19 protein-coding genes are annotated in these 16,475 nt (G+C 38.5%); 7 read left to right on the top strand and 12 right to left on the bottom strand.

Translation table 11 applies throughout. The features are described from left to right. Window positions 1–248: 248 nt before the first annotated feature. Window positions 249–386, top strand: coding sequence for a YqzM family protein (locus JOC54_RS06355; RefSeq protein ID WP_035422031.1), 138 nt, complete (start codon window positions 249–251; stop codon window positions 384–386). Between the two features lie 39 nt (window positions 387–425). Here JOC54_RS06355 and JOC54_RS06350 read toward each other — a convergent pair whose 3' ends face one another. From JOC54_RS06350 to JOC54_RS06340, 3 genes are all read right to left on the bottom strand, one after another. Continuing rightward, a complete protein-coding gene (locus tag JOC54_RS06350) occupies window positions 426–2,723 on the bottom strand; it encodes a DNA internalization-related competence protein ComEC/Rec2 (RefSeq protein ID WP_204465199.1) in 2,298 nt (765 codons plus the stop codon). Next, complete coding sequence (locus tag JOC54_RS06345) at window positions 2,720–3,295, bottom strand: ComE operon protein 2 (RefSeq protein ID WP_035422143.1); 576 nt, start codon at window positions 3,293–3,295, stop codon at window positions 2,720–2,722. Before JOC54_RS06345 ends, JOC54_RS06350 begins: the two co-directional genes overlap by 4 nt. A 71-nt stretch (window positions 3,296–3,366) precedes the next feature. Beyond that, window positions 3,367–3,990, bottom strand: a complete 624-nt coding sequence (locus JOC54_RS06340) for a helix-hairpin-helix domain-containing protein (RefSeq protein WP_204465198.1) — start codon at window positions 3,988–3,990, stop codon at window positions 3,367–3,369. Window positions 3,991–4,078: 88 nt separating this feature from the next. On the opposite strand from JOC54_RS06340, the gene comER reads away from it, so the two are divergent. Then, entirely contained in the window at window positions 4,079–4,903 is an 825-nt protein-coding gene (gene comER, locus JOC54_RS06335) for a late competence protein ComER (RefSeq protein WP_204465196.1), read from the top strand. Between the two features lie 45 nt (window positions 4,904–4,948). Here comER and JOC54_RS06330 read toward each other — a convergent pair whose 3' ends face one another. Genes JOC54_RS06330 through JOC54_RS06290 form a run of 9 tightly spaced genes read right to left on the bottom strand, consistent with a single transcriptional unit; the run spans window position 4,949 to window position 10,834 of the window. After that, a complete protein-coding gene (locus tag JOC54_RS06330) occupies window positions 4,949–5,701 on the bottom strand; it encodes a class I SAM-dependent DNA methyltransferase (RefSeq protein ID WP_204465194.1) in 753 nt (250 codons plus the stop codon). After that, window positions 5,701–6,558: a CvfB family protein gene (locus tag JOC54_RS06325; RefSeq protein WP_204465192.1), complete on the bottom strand. Its 858-nt coding sequence runs from the start codon at window positions 6,556–6,558 to the stop codon at window positions 5,701–5,703. The genes JOC54_RS06330 and JOC54_RS06325 overlap by 1 nt, the downstream gene beginning before the upstream one ends. Further along, the gene (gene rsfS / locus JOC54_RS06320) at window positions 6,555–6,887 is read right to left on the bottom strand and encodes a ribosome silencing factor (protein WP_204465434.1); all 333 of its coding nucleotides are present in this window, start codon (window positions 6,885–6,887) and stop codon (window positions 6,555–6,557) included. Before rsfS ends, JOC54_RS06325 begins: the two co-directional genes overlap by 4 nt. A gap of 10 nt (window positions 6,888–6,897) precedes the next feature. After that, window positions 6,898–7,479: a bis(5'-nucleosyl)-tetraphosphatase (symmetrical) YqeK gene (gene yqeK, locus JOC54_RS06315; protein WP_035422133.1), complete on the bottom strand. Its 582-nt coding sequence runs from the start codon at window positions 7,477–7,479 to the stop codon at window positions 6,898–6,900. Further along, on the bottom strand, window positions 7,463–8,062 hold the full coding sequence (locus JOC54_RS06310) for a nicotinate-nucleotide adenylyltransferase (protein WP_239586611.1): 600 nt from the start codon (window positions 8,060–8,062) through the stop codon (window positions 7,463–7,465). The genes yqeK and JOC54_RS06310 overlap by 17 nt, the downstream gene beginning before the upstream one ends. Beyond that, on the bottom strand, window positions 8,043–8,339 hold the full coding sequence (gene yhbY, locus JOC54_RS06305) for a ribosome assembly RNA-binding protein YhbY (RefSeq protein WP_035422131.1): 297 nt from the start codon (window positions 8,337–8,339) through the stop codon (window positions 8,043–8,045). The genes JOC54_RS06310 and yhbY overlap by 20 nt, the downstream gene beginning before the upstream one ends. Window positions 8,340–8,356: 17 nt before the next feature. Beyond that, on the bottom strand, window positions 8,357–9,181 hold the full coding sequence (gene aroE / locus JOC54_RS06300; protein ID WP_204465190.1) for a shikimate dehydrogenase: 825 nt from the start codon (window positions 9,179–9,181) through the stop codon (window positions 8,357–8,359). Window positions 9,182–9,197: 16 nt separating this feature from the next. Then, window positions 9,198–10,316 carry a ribosome biogenesis GTPase YqeH gene (yqeH, locus tag JOC54_RS06295; protein WP_204465189.1) on the bottom strand — a complete coding sequence of 373 codons (1,119 nt, stop codon included), beginning with the start codon at window positions 10,314–10,316 and terminating at the stop codon, window positions 9,198–9,200. Between the two features lie 2 nt (window positions 10,317–10,318). Then, window positions 10,319–10,834, bottom strand: a complete 516-nt coding sequence (locus JOC54_RS06290) for a YqeG family HAD IIIA-type phosphatase (protein ID WP_204465188.1) — start codon at window positions 10,832–10,834, stop codon at window positions 10,319–10,321. A 359-nt stretch (window positions 10,835–11,193) separates the two neighbouring features. Here JOC54_RS06290 and JOC54_RS06285 point away from each other — a divergent pair, with 359 nt between their 5' ends. The 5 genes from JOC54_RS06285 to JOC54_RS06265 all read left to right on the top strand — a co-directional run bounded on the left by JOC54_RS06285 (window position 11,194) and on the right by JOC54_RS06265 (window position 16,475). Beyond that, window positions 11,194–11,334, top strand: coding sequence for a sporulation histidine kinase inhibitor Sda (locus JOC54_RS06285; RefSeq protein WP_035422129.1), 141 nt, complete (start codon window positions 11,194–11,196; stop codon window positions 11,332–11,334). Window positions 11,335–11,814: 480 nt separating this feature from the next. Next, on the top strand, window positions 11,815–14,226 hold the full coding sequence (locus tag JOC54_RS06280; RefSeq protein ID WP_204465187.1) for a Na+/H+ antiporter subunit A: 2,412 nt from the start codon (window positions 11,815–11,817) through the stop codon (window positions 14,224–14,226). After that, complete coding sequence (locus JOC54_RS06275; RefSeq protein WP_204465186.1) at window positions 14,223–14,669, top strand: MnhB domain-containing protein; 447 nt, start codon at window positions 14,223–14,225, stop codon at window positions 14,667–14,669. Before JOC54_RS06280 ends, JOC54_RS06275 begins: the two co-directional genes overlap by 4 nt. Continuing rightward, on the top strand, window positions 14,657–14,998 hold the full coding sequence (locus JOC54_RS06270) for a Na(+)/H(+) antiporter subunit C (RefSeq protein ID WP_054793914.1): 342 nt from the start codon (window positions 14,657–14,659) through the stop codon (window positions 14,996–14,998). Before JOC54_RS06275 ends, JOC54_RS06270 begins: the two co-directional genes overlap by 13 nt. Next, window positions 14,991–16,475, top strand: coding sequence for a Na+/H+ antiporter subunit D (locus tag JOC54_RS06265; RefSeq protein ID WP_204465179.1), 1,485 nt, complete (start codon window positions 14,991–14,993; stop codon window positions 16,473–16,475). Before JOC54_RS06270 ends, JOC54_RS06265 begins: the two co-directional genes overlap by 8 nt.

Here is a 16,475-nt window from a genome sequence, read left to right as displayed (position 1 = left end):
AGAGAGACTGAGCCTCTCTCTTTTATCTATAATAAACGCTTTTAACGAAGACCCTAGGCTTCCCATTAAAAGCGGGCTCTTGTTTTCATATGGTATAGTATGCAAAATTGAAAAAGGTGTTCTTCTTAAAAGTTTTGTCCTTTTTTATGAAACAAGGATATACTACTTATAGACTGGGTAATCCTGTTAAGAGAGCCTTTTCATTTATGCTGAAATCACGTATACTGATTTTATATAGGAGGTGCGAAATGAATAAATTTGAAAAAGAAGTCCAAGACAACTCCAATGATATTGTTCCTTCAGCCGTGGGCTTTATCGCCTCGTTTGGTTTTTTTGCTCTTATCTTTATCATCGCTAACATCGTTGACGTGGCAAGTTTTCTTTAGGACAAGTACATAAAAAAGGCAGGCACATGCCTGCTTTTTTTATTCAATAACCTTGCGTATATTAATTTTGCCATTTTTAATTATAATTTCTACAGCACCATGTTGATCTGTTCTAAGAACCAAAACGCCTTGTTCTTCTAACCTAGCAATTACATCAGGGTGAGGATGACCGAAGCGATTGTTAACACCAGCTGAAATTAATGCCATTTTGGGCTGCACTTGTCCGAGGAAAGCTTCATTTGTCGATGTTACGCTTCCATGATGTCCTACTTTTAAAACATCCGCCTGCAAAGTCGGATACAATGTAAGAAGATGATTTTCACCCTCCTTTTCCAAATCCCCTGTTAATAGAAACGTTTTTCCTTCTGCAACGAAGTAAAGAACAATTGATCCATCATTGCTCGTCCACGTTCGCTGACTAGAAGGATGGATGACATAGAAATCGTTGTGAATACGATCTCCTGCCTTAATCATTTTAAACTCTCCACCCATTTTCTTTATAGTCTGAATAAGGTCTAACTCAATTTCTTTCTCAATTTCAACTGCTGGATAATAAACAACTTGCGTATTTATTGATTCAATTACGGCTTTCGCTCCACCAATGTGATCATAATCGCCGTGAGTTAAAATAAGCCCAGTAAGTGAATCAATCCCTTTTGCTTTTAAAAAGGGGACAATAATGTCGCGCCCTGTATCGAATTGTTGATTTCTTTCTTCCCATTCTTCTTGGTGAAAATGTATAAATCCTCCAGTATCAATGAGATAGACCTGTTTTCTACGTGGTAATTCAATTAAAAAGGCGTCTCCTTGTCCAACATCAATCATCGTTACAACCGTTTCATTCTTTAAATATGGACTGTATGTTGCAATGAATAGAATGATCCCAAAGCTTATACCTGCTTTATATAACGCTTTACCTCGTTCCCACTGCAAGCCTATACATACAATACTTATATACATTGCGACGATAAGTATAATCGCAGGTTTGCCAATTGTCCAAACGATTACATGATCACTTAGATATAAAATTACTGAATGCACTGGAACGATAATCGTAGATAAAAGCGAGGTAAGGTACGTTGTAATTAGCGGAAAAATAGGAACCGTTAAGACAATTAGAAAACAAATCGGCAAAATACATAAAGAAATAAAAGGAATATACATTAAATTAATTAACAAACTAACCGGAGACCATTCATAAAAATGATACAAGATTAATGGTAGACCGATGAGTTGCGCAATCGTTGTTACTACAGCTAAACGAGTGAAATAATGGTTCGCTTTTTTCATCATTTCATCTTTACAAAGAATGAGAGAAAATGAAACAAGAAATGACAGTTGAAAACCAAGCTGAAACAGTTTATAAGGATCAATCATAAGATAGCCGAAGAAAATAAACGAAAATCCGTAAAATGGGTGAATTGGAATTCGTAAAAGTTGGAAGAGGAAATAAACAAAGGCCATTGTAGACGCACGTATAACAGGAGGAGCAGCACCACTTAAAACAGCAAAAATAGGTAGGAATAGAAGTAAGCTACTAATGGCATACTCCCTCGGCACCCCTATTCGAATTAGAAGAAAAAACACACAGGCTGTTACAATTCCTACATGCAAGCCGGAGATTGCTAATAAATGAATGATACCAAGCTTTGCATACGCTTCGGAAACCTGGGGGTCTAGATAACTTCTTTCACCATACGTTAATGACAAAACGATCCCAGACACTTCTTTCGGTACTATTTCTAGTATTTTGTCAATGGAATTTGCTCTAAATTGCTTTAATGCTTCCATAATGGTTAATGAATGGTTATCCATGCATTGGAACGATGCGACATGTTTCACTTCAAAAATCCAGTGAATTCGTTGATGATGTAAATACTGTTTATAATCAAACGCATCGAAATTTCGCGAGGATGCTGGCTCTTTTAAATTCCCACTTGCAATACACCGCTGTCCGGGCAGCGTTTTCGCTATTTCCAACTGGTCTTGATCTGTAAGATAGATATGTAATACTAATCGTTCACCTGTGTTCGTCTCAATCGTATTACGCAAAAAATTACCATTTGCATGAAAACGATCTTGAATAGTAAATGCTAACTGTGATTGGGAGTAATCTAGATCGGTTTGATTTAATGAATGATGTATAAATGAAACAGAGGAAAATAAAACGAATGGAAAAAAGAGGGAGAAGCAAGTCATTCTAAAATTTTTTCTCCAAGATAAAAGAACTAGAATGACCGCTACTGCTATAAAATAAAAACCAACTTCATTGTTTTTGCCACTGAAGAGAACAATTGCCGCACAAGTTGACAGCAATGCGATAAAAAGCTTATTCACGTTTCTTCACTTGAAAAAAACAGCTCTTTCGTTTTTTGAGCGTAAGCTTCAAGTTCATGATCACTCGCACCTAACCGTTCAAGCTCCTGTAATAAAGTTGAAGTAAAAGCCAATTTATCATGGAACTGCGTATCAAAAACAGACTGATCAAGTTCAACTTCAATACACTCAATCTGAGCCTCTTTAAAAAGAGATTCAGCGTACGGATGGTTTTTATAATCTTTGGCATAGTGCACTTTTGATATACCCGCTTGTATAAGGGATTTCGCACAATGAACGCAAGGGAAATGAGTGATATAAATCTCTGCACCTTGAGTAGGAACGCCGAATTTTGCACATTGCAACAAGGCATTAACCTCTGCATGTACTGTTCGTACACAGTGATTATCAATGACATAACACCCTTGATCAAGACAATGATCTGAGCCGGAAACGGATCCGTTATATCCCCCTGCAATGATTCTTTTTTCGCGTACGATCGTTGCCCCTACTTTTAGACGAGGGCATGTACTTCTAAGTGATAGCAATTGGCTTTGGGCCATAAAATACAAATCCCAAGAAATTCGCTCCATTATTTCTCTCCTTCTTTATAAAAACTATGTAAATTGTAGGACGCATAGTTCATTCCGTCAATTGAAAATGATTATTTTACAATGATCGATTCTTTTAGGGACTCAAATGATTTCTCCCCTATTCCACTAACTTCCATTAAATCTTCAATCGTAGAAAATGGTCCGTGCTCATCTCGGTGCGAAATAATTGAAGCCGCTTTAGATGGTCCTATTCCTGACAGTGTTTGCAATTCAACTTCTGTTGCACTGTTTAAATCAACTTTGTCCTCTTGATCGTTTGAATGACTAGATTGATTTATTTCTAACGGAAGTGCCTCAGTCTCTTCACCTTCTTTTGGTACAAAAACAATGAGTTCATCAGAAATTCGTAATGCCAGGTTTACCGCATCTTGGTTTGCCTCTACTAAAAACCCTCCTGCTTTTTCAATTACCTCATAGACTCGACTCTCTGCTGGTAATGTGTACACTCCTGGGTGTGCAACGGCTCCTTTTACATCAACAACTACTTCGGCTGGGACTGTCTCTATTTCTTCAACCTCTGGCTCATTATCAGTTAGACCTAATGCATGCCAATCGTCTTCAAAAGTAGAGTCATTACTCCCTTCAGTGAAAAGATAGATTAAACTAATTAAACTAATACAACCAATTGCGATTACACCGTACCGGTATAAGGGACGATTAAACAATTGTTTCATAAAGTCCTCCTAATAATAATGTGAATAGTAAACAAGCAAGCGTGCATATGTTTTCTGATAAGGCGGTTCTATGAGGAGGGTAACAAACATGAAAGTAGGTTTTATTGGTACGGGGAGTATGGGGAGCATGCTTATTGAAACGTTAATAGAAGCAAAAACAGTAAATCCAGAAGACATTCACATTATAAATAGATCGACTGAAAAAGCGAAGTCTATAAAAAATGCCTTTCCCACAATTAATCAAGCTGCAAGCATGGAAGAACTCGTGTCTAGTAGCGATTGGCTGTTTTTATGTGTGAAACCAAAAGAGATGCCCGAACTTTTCCAAACAATTGCTCCTCTTGTTTCAAAAGATCAATTAGCCATCTCGATCACAAGTCCAGTTTCAATTAATGACCTTGAAACAACGTTACCTTGTAAAACATGTCGTGTTATACCAAGCATTCTTAATCGAGCACAATCAGGCTCCATGCTTATTAGCTTTAGTGAGACATGTCAAACTTCAGATCGTGCTGCTCTGATAAATTTTGTTTCAACAATTGCAAGTCCGCTTCTTATTGAAGAAAACATCACCCGTGTTTCGTCAGATATTGTCAGCTGTGGACCCGCTTTCTTTTCTTTTCTTGCGCAACGCTTTATTGAAGGGGCTGTCAATGAAACAGAGATATCTGCAGAGGACGCAACGGAATTAACGACTTCGATGCTTATTGGATTAGGGAAATTGCTGGAACAAGGTCATTACACATTGCCTACATTACAAGAAAGAGTATGCGTACCAGGAGGCATAACCGGAGTAGGAATTGAGGTATTAGAGCGTATCGTCGGAGATCAGCTAAATGAGTTGTTTCGAGCAACACATCACAAATATGCTACCGAAAAAAAGAAGTTATCAGAAGAATTTTCTTATAAGTAAAAGACAGGGGAGTTTCCCCTGTCTTTTAAATTCTAGCTGTATGCGTTAAAGTCCTGCTTCTTTTTTTCGACAAGCAAAAAAAAGTCGTTCGCTTGTTTCGGAAGGCTGATTCATCGAAAAATCAGCTGTTACTTGTATAGTTAAAAACCCTGCTTGTTTAAGCCATGTTTCATATTGGTGCACAGCGTATGAGCGCTCTTTATGCAACTCTTCCAACCGGTCATATGAGCCATTTTTTTGCTTCACAAAGAAAGTCAATTCATGCTCTATACTTAATGGCTCTTCACCTTGAAAAGAGTTCCATATATAGGAGATCTCATCATCCGCCTCAGCAAAAGTAGCATCAATAAACTGATTAATTTTATACGGTGAATGGACATCAAACAGAAGCCAGCCGCCATCGTTTATAAGGTTAAAACAATTTGCAAATGTTTTTTTTACCTCATTCTCATTACTCAAATAGTTTAAAGAATCACAAAAAATGGAAACGACATCGAATGAACCAATAGCTGCAAGTTCACTCATATCTCCTTGCAAGAGCTGACAATTAAAGCCAGAAGCGGTCAATTTCTTTTGGGCAATGGCTAACATGTCCTCCGATAAGTCAACGCCTGTTACATGAACACCTGCTTGTTTTAACCTTACTAACAGCTCACCTGTACCACAACCAAGATCTAATACACTCAGGCCAGAAAGGTTTTCTCTCTTCAGCGTTTGTTTCATATAATTTAGCCATTGATTATAATCAACATGATCCATCAACTGATCATACAATTGAGCAAAATGAGTGTAACTCACTATTTTTTCACCTTATAGGTAAATCCATCTCGCTGTTCAACTAACCCAGCTTTTAACAGCTTACCAAGAGCACGCTTAAATGCCGCTTTACTCATGCCAAACCGAGCTTTAATATCTTCTGCTGAAGATTTATCTGTATATGGCATTGCTTCATTTGTACGTTCATCAAGGAACGCGAGTAATTGCTCTGCATCAGCCGCCTGTTGATCTGTCCTTAAGAGACGCTGCGTAATATTAACACGTCCGTCTTCTCGAACGAATTGAACTTTCCCTTTTACAAGCTGACCTAAACGAGGAATTCCATTCGCTTCATCCTGATGCAAAAATGCAATGGGCCCATCCTTAATCAAAAGAGCAGCCCCTTCATCAAGAAAATGATAGATCGTTCCTTCTACATCTCGATTTAACCACTCTTGATTAGCTCCTATGGCTTGGTCAGTGATGGGTGATCCTTTGACTAACCTTCCCATTAGACGGCCTTTTTTGTCCCATGTTAAAGAGCAATATAAGTAATCTCCTTCAGCTGGCCATTCTTGACGGTCCATCGGTAGTTCATCCATTGAGACAAATAAATCTCTTGAAATGCCATTAAACACAAACACGCCATGTGTCGGTCGAACTCCCACGACCCGGAGCCAACCCATTTCATCATTTTTTATTATTGGCGCCTTCATTGTAGCACTTAAGCGATTTTGATGGTCGTGATAAAGAAAAACTTCGATTGTATCGTTAATTTCTGGTCGATTCGTTACATCTCTTTCATGCAAAAGAACATCGACTTGACCATCTGTTAAAAAAAAACCAAAAGAAGCCTCACGCGCCACTTGCAGATTAACTGACATTCCAGGTTTCATCATTGTGTCACAACCTCGTCTAAATCAACAATAGACGCATCTCCCCATAGTTTCTCCAAGTTATAATAGAGACGCTCATCTTTATGAAAGATATGAACAACAACATCCCCGACATCCAATAAAACCCAGCGCGCTTGATCATACCCTTCTAATCGTTTTATTTCTAAACCATCTTTTTGAACAACTTTTTTTAGTTCATGAGCTATCGCTTGTACTTGTTTTTCTGAGTTACCGTGACAGATAACAAAGTAGTCAGCAATCGGCGAAATTCCCTCCATATTTAATGCCGTTATTTGTAAACCTCTTTTATCGTCAATTGCTTCAACAACCATTTTTAAATGTTTATTCAAAAGTTTTATCTCCTTTCAATACATAAGAATTATAAGCAGCAATTGTTTCTGGATGAATTGCTTGCTGTTTATTAAGTAAGTAGATGATCGTATTTGTTAAGGCAAATAAACATGCTTGGTCCAAGCTTTTTTCAGCCAGTTCCCTTGCACGTTGAACTCCCTCAAAATGTCGATTCGGCTCGATATAATCTGCTAAAAAAACCACTTTTTCTAACAGACTCATATTTGACCTACCAGTCGTATGCGATCGAATCGCCATCAATACGTCTTTGTCAGTAATTCCTAAATTATGACGTACATAATAAGCACCACATGGAGCATGCAATAACTCTTGCCCATATTCTGCCCAATGTGCTTCTTCTAATTTATTCGTTACGGTTTCAATCATTGGTTCAAGATCGTGGTACTTACAAATATCATGTAAAATCGCAGCCATCTCAGCTTTTTTCTGATCAGCACCGTATCTTTTTGCTAATAATACGGCAGTCTCTCGAACGCCGAGTGTGTGCACAAATCGTTTTTCTGTTAAATGCGGGCGAACAGTTTCTAAAGCTTCCTTAGCCGTTAAATTCATACAAACCATACTCCTTGATCACTTGTTCCACTTCCGCTGAGACAAAGTATCGGATCGGTTTATTTTCAAAAACTCGTTTTCGAATAATTGTAGAAGAGATATTTACATCAATAAATGGAATAAACTCAACTTCCTTTTTTTTGATGGCAGCTGCTCCAGGTCTGTTAAAGGCAACAAAGGTTACGAGTTTCTTTAGCTCATCAATTTGATACCACTGATCAAGCATGTCAACCATATCACCACCGATTAAAAAATAAAAATGATGGTTTTGATGCATTTCCTTCAGCTGCTTAACTGTATCAATCGTGAAGGATTTCCCTTTTCTCTTTAACTCAATATCACTTACTTTAAAGCGATTTTCGTTTTGAGTAGCTGCCGTGACCATTCGGAATCGATTTTCACCACTAGTTAAACCTTGTCTTTCTTTGTGTGGCGGAGTGGAAACAGGGATGAACCAGATTTCATCAAGCTTTAACTCGGACAGAGCTTCTTGAGCGATCAGCATATGACCTAGATGAGGTGGATCGAACGTTCCTCCAAATAAACCAATACGTTTTTCTTGATTATGTTCGTGGGAGGACAATTTTAGACTTTTCCTTAGAAGGCTTATAAAGAATGATAATGTTGCCAATGACTTGTACGAGATAGGCATGGGTAGCATTAACGACTTCTTCAGCGACAGCATCCTTGTCTTCCATACAGTTTTGTAGGACACTGACTTTAATTAACTCTCTCGCTTCAAGCGCCTCATTTAATTGGACAAGCATATTTTCATTTACGCCACCTTTACCTACTTGAAAAATAGGTTGAATGGCATGCGATTCAGAGCGTAAAAATCGTTTTTGTTTATTTGTTAACATCGTCTTGTTTCCTCCATTTAAAGAAATTCTTTTTTAACCGCTTCTGCCATTAACGATGAATTAGGCATTAATCCCGTCCAATGTCTAATGGAAAAAGCAGCTTGATTCACAAACATCCCTAGCCCATTTAGAATAGGATTTCCCCGCTTCTTAGCCTCTTTTAAAATGGCCGTTTCCATAGGATTATAAATCAAATCACAGACAAGTGCGTCTGGGCTTAAATTTTCCAGTTTCAGAGGCAGCTCGTCAACATGTGGATACATCCCCACCGAAGTCGTATTGACAACAATATCATAATCCCCTAGACGCTCCTCCGTCATTGAGAGGTCCTGAACGATAATACCATACTGAGAGAAGTCATTTGCCAGCGCGGTTGCTTTACTCATCGTCCGATTCGTTAACGTCACTTGCACGCCCTCTTCACTCATTGCATAAATAATTGCTCGAGCTGCGCCCCCAGCTCCAAGAACGAGTGCCTTTTTCTTTTGAAAAGGCGCTCCATTTTTAGCTTGTTTTAACGATTGAATAAAACCAGGTGCGTCTGTATTGAATCCAATTAGTTGATTCTCTTTTCTTACAACAGTGTTAACAGCACCAATTATACGTGCGTCATTATCAATAGCATCGAGGTAATTTATAATGGCTACTTTATGAGGAATCGTAACATTCATCCCATCAATTTCGCCATTTCTCATTCGATTTATTACAGTCGATAAGTCTGTTTCACTTACGTCATAAGCCGTATAGTTCGCTTTTAGGCCAAGCTCCTTATATGCAGAAACATGCATTTGAGGGCTTTTGCTATGACTAACAGGTTGTCCAATTAACGCATAGTGCCGCATGGTTCACACCTCTCAATCATGAAAGTATGGATGGTCTAGTACTTACTGCTACTTCCTCTGGTACATGAGCTTCTATTGTTATACCATCGCCTTGTATCGTAATCCAACCTAGTCCAGAAAAAACCACATCAGTTGGTTCAGCACTGACTTTAAATGTATGTTTTTTTAATTGCGGAATCTCTTCTCCTTCGCTTATATAAGGAGGAGCAAGGAGTTCCCCTGCATGATCTTTATACAATTGCGAAGCGTTTTCTAATTTCGTCCTGTGAATACGTAAACTATTCGCCACATAGGCAATGAAAGAAGCCGGTTTTCCTGAGACAAAATCCAATCTAGCTAACCCACCCAAAAAAAGTGTTTGCTCAGCTTTTAATTGATACACAGTTGGCTTAAGTTCCTTATTTGGTGTAATTACTTTCAAGCTTTTCTTTTTAAGTCGATGGGCAGCCTGATGACGGTTCATTAAGCCAGGGGTATCAACTAATGAACGACCATCTTCTAATGGAATATCAATTAAATTAAGCGTTGTACCAGGAAAATGAGAAGTCGTAATTAGCTGGTCTCCTTGATGCCCATGGAGTTTAAGAATCCGATTAATAAAAGAGGATTTCCCAACATTTGTACAACCAACTATATAGACATCTTTGCCCTTTCTTAGCGTATCAATTTGATTCATGACTTGCTCAACGCCTTCATTCGATACAGTGCTCATTACTAACACATCGAGAGGTTTTAATCCTTCTTCACTCGCTGTTTTTTTCATCCAGTTGCGTAATTTTCCGCGATTGGTTGACTTAGGTAATAAATCAATTTTATTTGCAACGAGCAAAACAGGATTTTTCCCAGCAAATCGCTGAACACTTGAAATCCAGCTGCCATATATATCAACTATATCTACAATCTTTACAATTAGTGCATCTTTTTTGTGTAAAGACTGAAACATCTCCATAAATTCATCGTCTTCAATTGATACGGATTGAATTTCATTGTAGTGTTTTAAACGAAAACATCGTTTACAAATAACCGTCTCCCTTTTTAACGCAGCAGGAGGTGCAAATCCAATTTTATCAGGATCTTCTGTTTGAATTTGTATTCCACAGCCGGAGCAAAACCACTCCTCAACATGATCTGACATTCTTAATCCTCCCAGTTTATATGACCTTTTTTCTTCATCCATCGTAAAACAAATCGTTCCATCCGACGATTTAGCTTCGTCATCCAGTCATCCGTTTTTGTTACAGGCACAACCAAAATCGTGTACAAGCCAGCTCGATTGCCCCCAAGAACATCGGTGAAGATTTGATCACCGATAACGACGGCTTCATCTGTTCGGACACCCATTTGTTTACAAGCCCTTTTAAATGCTTTACGCCGTGGTTTTTTCGCACTATGGATAAACACTTTTTCTTCCGGGTCACAAAACTCTTTTACTCGTTTTTCACTATTATTTGATACAATCGTTACATTCAGTCCTGTTTCTTCTAACTTTGCAAACCATTCTTTCACTTCTGGAGTAGCTTCTGCACGATGCCATTCCACTAGTGTGTTATCAAGGTCAGTAATAACAGCTCGAATTCCTCTATCCTTTAAAGAAAATAAGTCAATATCATAAATGCTTTTCACATATTGATTTGGCAATAAACGGCTGAACACGTCAGCACCCCTTTTCCTCTATATAAAAACTTCTAGTCAAACATCAACTATACCTTTCCTACAATGAGATTTCAAATAAAAGATGATCTCTTCTTTTCTTTATAAATCGATAAACTTTTCGACAAATTCAGCGCATCGCCACCCCTGTGGATAACGTTGTACACCGTTTAAAACGCATACAATTAAGGATTTATTACAATAATCAACAAATCATTCACAGGTTATACACGGATCATTGTGGATAAAACGAACGGTTGTTCTATTACCGCTGGCGTGTTAGGATATTTTTAATATCACTATGTTACAAGGATGCGTAATACGCGCTTCATGAGGAGGTGGGCCTGCTTTTAGCAGGTACTATGGAAAATTTGTCGGACGAGCTTTTAATTGAAACGTATCAAAAGGCAATTGAATTAGAATTAAATCAAGATTTTGTTGATTTAATTTATAGTGAGCTTTTTAAACGTTCATTAACGGATCACATTAAATTATCTTCTTAAAACCCGTATTCGCACCTTGCTAACACCCTCAAGTAAAAGAGACTATCGATTGCAATCGATAGTCTCTTTTTATTCTATTACTTCTTTCTTAGGAATTAACTTAAGGTACTCTCGAGGAGCAAAGTGATTCGGATCAGTGTCCTGAATGGAAACGCCTTGCTTTGGATTGGTTCTAGAATATAAATGAACTGAATCATATACGAGCCAACAAGCTGCAAATAAAACGAAGAAAATCGTTAAACATACATAAGCTTTCGTTACAGTGCGAATAATAAAACGCCTCCTTACTACTAAAGGTGGCGTTTTTTTATGATTCTTATACTGATTTTCAAACTTTTTTTCTTATTTTTTATCTGTTTCATCCTATTTAAAACCATTTTAAGGTCATTGTTTTGTCAAGTAAAAAAATGTACAAACCCCTGTTTTTTACGCTATAATTGCGGAGATTATGTTGACAATGTATCGAAAAGGAGGTTAAACATGTCAAGCCTACACTTAGCAATTATATTGCCATTTCTTATTGCTATCGTTATTCCGCTCATTTACCCATTTACGAAACGTATCCACACTGGCTGGTTTGTTCTACTAGTGCCATCAGCATTATTTGCTTATTTTGTTTCCCGGACTTCGGATACAGCAAATGGTGGAGCAGTCATGGAAGAAATGGCATGGGTGCCATCACTCGACATTCATTTTAACGCATATTTAGATGGATTAGGCCTACTGTTTGCCTTATTAATTACTGGAATTGGTGCTTTAGTCGTCCTGTATTCCATTTTTTATTTGGATAAAACAAAGGAAAAGCTCTCGAATTTCTATGTGTACCTGTTAATGTTCATGGGTGCCATGCTAGGCATTGTGCTCTCAGATAACTTAATTGTACTTTATATTTTCTGGGAAGTTACAAGCTTGTCTTCTGCCTTGCTAATCAGTTATTGGTTTACGAATAAAGGGTCGATTTTTGGAGCAAGAAAATCCATGCTAATCACAGTTTTTGGCGGATTTGCAATGATGGCTGGATTTATTCTACTTTATGTCGAAACAGGGACGTTTAGCATTCAATCATTGATTGGACAAGCTGACATTATTATGCAAAGCCCTTTCTTTATTCCAGCAATGATTCTGGTCTTAATTGGAGCCTTTACAAAATCAGCTCAGTTCCCGTTTCACTTCTGGTTACCTGATGCAATGGAAGCCCCAACTCCTGTCAGTGCTTACCTTCATTCAGCCACAATGGTTAAAGCGGGCATCTATTTAGTTGCTCGAACAACACCGATTTTCGCAGGTGCACCTGAATGGTTCTGGATTATCGTTATTACTGGATTAACAACGCTTATTTGGGGCTCTGTTTCTGCCGTAAGACAACGAGATTTAAAAGGGATTTTAGCCTTTTCAACCATTAGCCAGCTCGGCTTGTTAATGACTTTACTTGGTGTCGGCTCTTCTGCTTTTAATGCAAATAGCCTAAGTGAGAGTGCTCTATACGGTGCTGCAATTGCCACTGCTGTCATTCATTTAATTAATCACGCCACTTTTAAAGGAAGTCTTTTCATGGCTGTAGGCATTATTGACCATGAAACCGGAACACGCGATATAAACAAGCTTGGCGGATTAATGGCCATCATGCCGATTACATTTACGATCTCTCTTGTCGGTCTTGCTTCAATGGCTGGTATACCGCCGTTCAACGGCTTTATTAGTAAAGAAATGTTTTTTACGGAAATGTTGACTGTGACGTCAATGAATTTTGCGGGGGTCGAGACATGGGGCTATGTCATGTTAGCAATTGCTTGGATTGCTAGTATTTTTACATTCCTCTATTGCGCCATTTTGTTTTTCAAAACATTCTTTGGCCGTTTTCAAAAAGAACAGTTTAACCGTACTGTTCACGAAGCACCACTCGGTATGTTAATTAGCCCTGTTATTCTAGGATCACTCGTCATTTTGTTTGGTTTATTTCCAAACTTGCTTGTTACATCGGTTATTGAACCTGCTGTCGCAAGCATTCTGCCGCATGTCCCAGTAGAAGAATTGTCAATTGACATGACCTTGTGGCATGGAATTAACACAGAATTACTAATGTCTCTAGGTGTTATTGGAATTGGCTCCACTTTATACTTGACTTATCCTAAGTGGAAAAGCATTGCGATTATGCAACATTCTCGTGATCCATTTAATCGTGTCTACGATAAAAGTCTTGATGGCTTATCAAGTAGTTCAGAATGGATTACAAAATTGCAAATGACAGGTCGTCTGCGTGATTATTTTGCGTATATGCTTGTCTTCATTGTTGCACTACTCGCCTATGCATTTGTGCGCTCTAACAGCTTCACCCTATCTTTTACAGCAACAGAAGAAACACCAGTCTATCTGTATGCCATTACGTTCCTACTAATACTTAGTACAATTGCTTTATTGTTCATGAAGGGACGGATTCAGCTCATTATTACGATTGGTGTAGTTGGTTTCCTTATGGCATTATTGTTCGCTGTTTTCAGTGCACAGGATTTAGCCTTAACTCAGTTACTGATCGAGACTGTTACGGTTGTTTTACTTCTATTAGCATTTAGACACTTACCAGAAGTAACGAAAGAGATTGGCTCAAGAGTCCGTAAATCACTGCATATCAGTATTTCCATTGCAGTTGGTATTCTTGTGTTTTTAATAAGTGTTTCTGCGTTCGCATTGCGAACAGAAGCAAATTTCACTCCTATCTCTGAATTCTTTATCGAAAACTCCTATAAGTTAGCTGGTGGAGAAAACATGGTTAACGTAATTCTAGTAGATTTCCGTGGTTTAGATACGATTTTAGAAGTACTGGTCTTAGCAATCGTTGGACTTGCAATATTAATGATGGTTAAACATCGATTTAAGGGAGGCGAAGATGTGTGAAGTTCTCACGTTCCCATGACGTCATGCAACGGGTGCTCATAACGATCACCATCTATTTTCTCGTTGCTTTCTCATTTTATTTGTTTTTTGCCGGCCACAATAATCCAGGTGGAGGTTTTATTGGTGGGCTAATGACTGCCAGTGCCTTTATCTTGATCTACTTGATTTTTGATCGTCAGGTCGCAAATCGAATCATCCGGTTCTCGTTTCCTGGCATACTTGCAACCGGCTTACTCATTTCGATTGCAATCGGATTAATTGGACCGTTAATTGGTGATGAAATGTTCTCGCAGTACTTTGATTACTTTGATTTACCTTTTTTCGGGGAAGTTGAGTTAACAACTGCCGTTCCCTTCGACTTTGGGATCTACCTTGTTGTCGTCGGCATGGCCATGGCAGCTACAGTCACAATAGCGGAGGATGAAAACGAATGGAAATCTTAATCTTTTTAGCGATTGCCGTTTTATTCTCCGTAGGAACGTATTTTCTGTTATGCAGGAGTTTAATAAAAGTCATTTTGGGCATCATGCTCATTTCACACGGTGCCCATATGCTTCTTTTAGCAATGGCTGGTCTACGTCAAGGTGCGCCTCCTCTTGTTCATTTATCAGGGAGTAACGCTACTGACCCACTTCCTCAAGCGATGATTCTAACGGCAATCGTTATTAGTTTCGGTATCACAGCTTTCCTAGTTGTGTTAGCCTATCGAACATACAGAGTAAACGGCACTGAGGACTTAGAGAAACTGCGAGGTGCTGAAGATGATGAGTAATATGGTAATGCTTCCGATCATCATTCCTTTTATCGTTGGGACAATCCTCATCTTATTTGCTAAGAAACACCTTTTACAACGAGTAGTTGCTTCAATTACTGCACTATTAATGGTTGGTATTTCTGTTTATCTTGGCTGGACTGTCTATACAAAAGGAACGATGATGCTGGAACTCGGGGGCTGGGAGGCTCCTTTTGGAATTGTTGTTGTTGCTGATAATTTAGCGGCATTCATGGTTGTTCTAACAAGCATCATTGCCGCAGTTTGTTTGTTTTATTCGTTTTCAACCGTACACCCAGAACGTGAAAGGTACTTTTTTTACCCGTTCTTTTTCTTTCTAGTAACGGGAGTAAACGGTTCTTTCTTAACTGGTGATCTCTTTAACTTGTTTGTCTTCTTTGAGGTCATGCTCCTGTCTTCTTATGCATTAATGGTAATTGGCGGAACAAAATTTCAACTTCGAGAAACATTTAAATATGCAGTTATTAATGCTTTCTCTTCCATGTTGTTCCTAGTTGCCATTGCTTATATTTATGGCATCCTTGGAACCGTCAATTTTGCCCATATGGCAGAACGAGTTGCCGAACTTGAACAAGCTGGCGCTTTAAATGTCGTAGCCATTCTCTTGTTTCTAGTTTTTGCAACAAAAGGAGCGTTGTTTCCACTTTACTTCTGGTTGCCGCATTCTTACATTGGACCACCTACCGCCATTAGCGCCTTATTTGGAGGTTTGCTAACAAAGGTAGGGGTCTATGCAATTATAAGGATGTACACGCTTGTGTTCACATTTGATATTGCCTTTACGCATAATTCAGTCATGTTAATATTAGGTGGACTGACAATGCTTCTAGGTGTATTAGGGGCTGTTGCACAGTTTGACTTTAAACGGATTCTATCATTTCATATCATTAGCCAGATTGGTTATATGATTATGGGAATTGGACTAAATACAGCTTTAGCTCTAGCCGGCGCCATCTTCTTCCTTGCTCACAACATGATCGTTAAAACTGGGCTCATTTTAATGTCAGGTGCAACAGAAAAAGTCACTGGCACAACAGATCTAAAGAAAATGGGTGGAATATTAAAATCACATCCTGTATTAGCTTGGTTCTTTTTAATTCTCGGGCTATCGATTGCTGGTATTCCGCCACTCAGCGGCTTTTTTGGGAAATTCCCATTGATCGTAGCTGCATTAGATGAGGCTAGCTATTTCTTAGCATTTCTAGCTTTATTCGTTGGAATGCTGACCCTCTTCTCAATGATTAAGATCTTTTTAAACGTATACTGGGGAGCTCCTCAGTACACGAAAGAGCAGGCATCTATTTCACTTAAATCAACGTTATTTGCCGCCTCGCCTCTTATCGTATTGACAATTATTATGGGTATATTCGCTGAACCGTTCTTTGCTTATACTGAAATTATTGCAAACGAGTTATTAGATCCATCAATTTATATTCAATCTGTTCTGGGGGAGTAG

This window comes from Shouchella xiaoxiensis (assembly GCF_016907895.1).
Classification (GTDB): Bacteria; Bacillota; Bacilli; order Bacillales; family Bacillaceae_D; genus Shouchella; species Shouchella xiaoxiensis.
Note: the sequence above shows the minus strand (reverse complement) of the source record. Positions and strands in the feature narration are given on the sequence as shown.

Excerpts from the sequence above, each read along its gene's own strand:
- JOC54_RS06285 (WP_035422129.1), top strand. The coding sequence starts at position 11,194 with ATGGAAAATTTGTCGGACGAGCTTTTAATTGAAACGTATCAAAAGGCA.
- JOC54_RS06280 (WP_204465187.1), top strand. The coding sequence starts at position 11,815 with ATGTCAAGCCTACACTTAGCAATTATATTGCCATTTCTTATTGCTATC.
- comER (WP_204465196.1), top strand. The coding sequence starts at position 4,079 with ATGAAAGTAGGTTTTATTGGTACGGGGAGTATGGGGAGCATGCTTATT.
- aroE (WP_204465190.1), bottom strand. The coding sequence starts at position 9,181 with ATGCGGCACTATGCGTTAATTGGACAACCTGTTAGTCATAGCAAAAGC.
- JOC54_RS06325 (WP_204465192.1), bottom strand. The coding sequence starts at position 6,558 with ATGATGAAACCTGGAATGTCAGTTAATCTGCAAGTGGCGCGTGAGGCT.
- JOC54_RS06265 (WP_204465179.1), top strand. The coding sequence starts at position 14,991 with ATGAGTAATATGGTAATGCTTCCGATCATCATTCCTTTTATCGTTGGG.
- JOC54_RS06340 (WP_204465198.1), bottom strand. The coding sequence starts at position 3,990 with ATGAAACAATTGTTTAATCGTCCCTTATACCGGTACGGTGTAATCGCA.
- yqeK (WP_035422133.1), bottom strand. The coding sequence starts at position 7,479 with ATGAATTTAACGGCTAAGGAAGCTTTAGAAACTGTTCGCCCGCATTTA.
- JOC54_RS06345 (WP_035422143.1), bottom strand. The coding sequence starts at position 3,295 with ATGGAGCGAATTTCTTGGGATTTGTATTTTATGGCCCAAAGCCAATTG.
- rsfS (WP_204465434.1), bottom strand. The coding sequence starts at position 6,887 with ATGGTTGTTGAAGCAATTGACGATAAAAGAGGTTTACAAATAACGGCA.
- JOC54_RS06270 (WP_054793914.1), top strand. The coding sequence starts at position 14,657 with ATGGAAATCTTAATCTTTTTAGCGATTGCCGTTTTATTCTCCGTAGGA.
- yqeH (WP_204465189.1), bottom strand. The coding sequence starts at position 10,316 with ATGTCAGATCATGTTGAGGAGTGGTTTTGCTCCGGCTGTGGAATACAA.
- yhbY (WP_035422131.1), bottom strand. The coding sequence starts at position 8,339 with ATGTTAACAAATAAACAAAAACGATTTTTACGCTCTGAATCGCATGCC.
- JOC54_RS06355 (WP_035422031.1), top strand. The coding sequence starts at position 249 with ATGAATAAATTTGAAAAAGAAGTCCAAGACAACTCCAATGATATTGTT.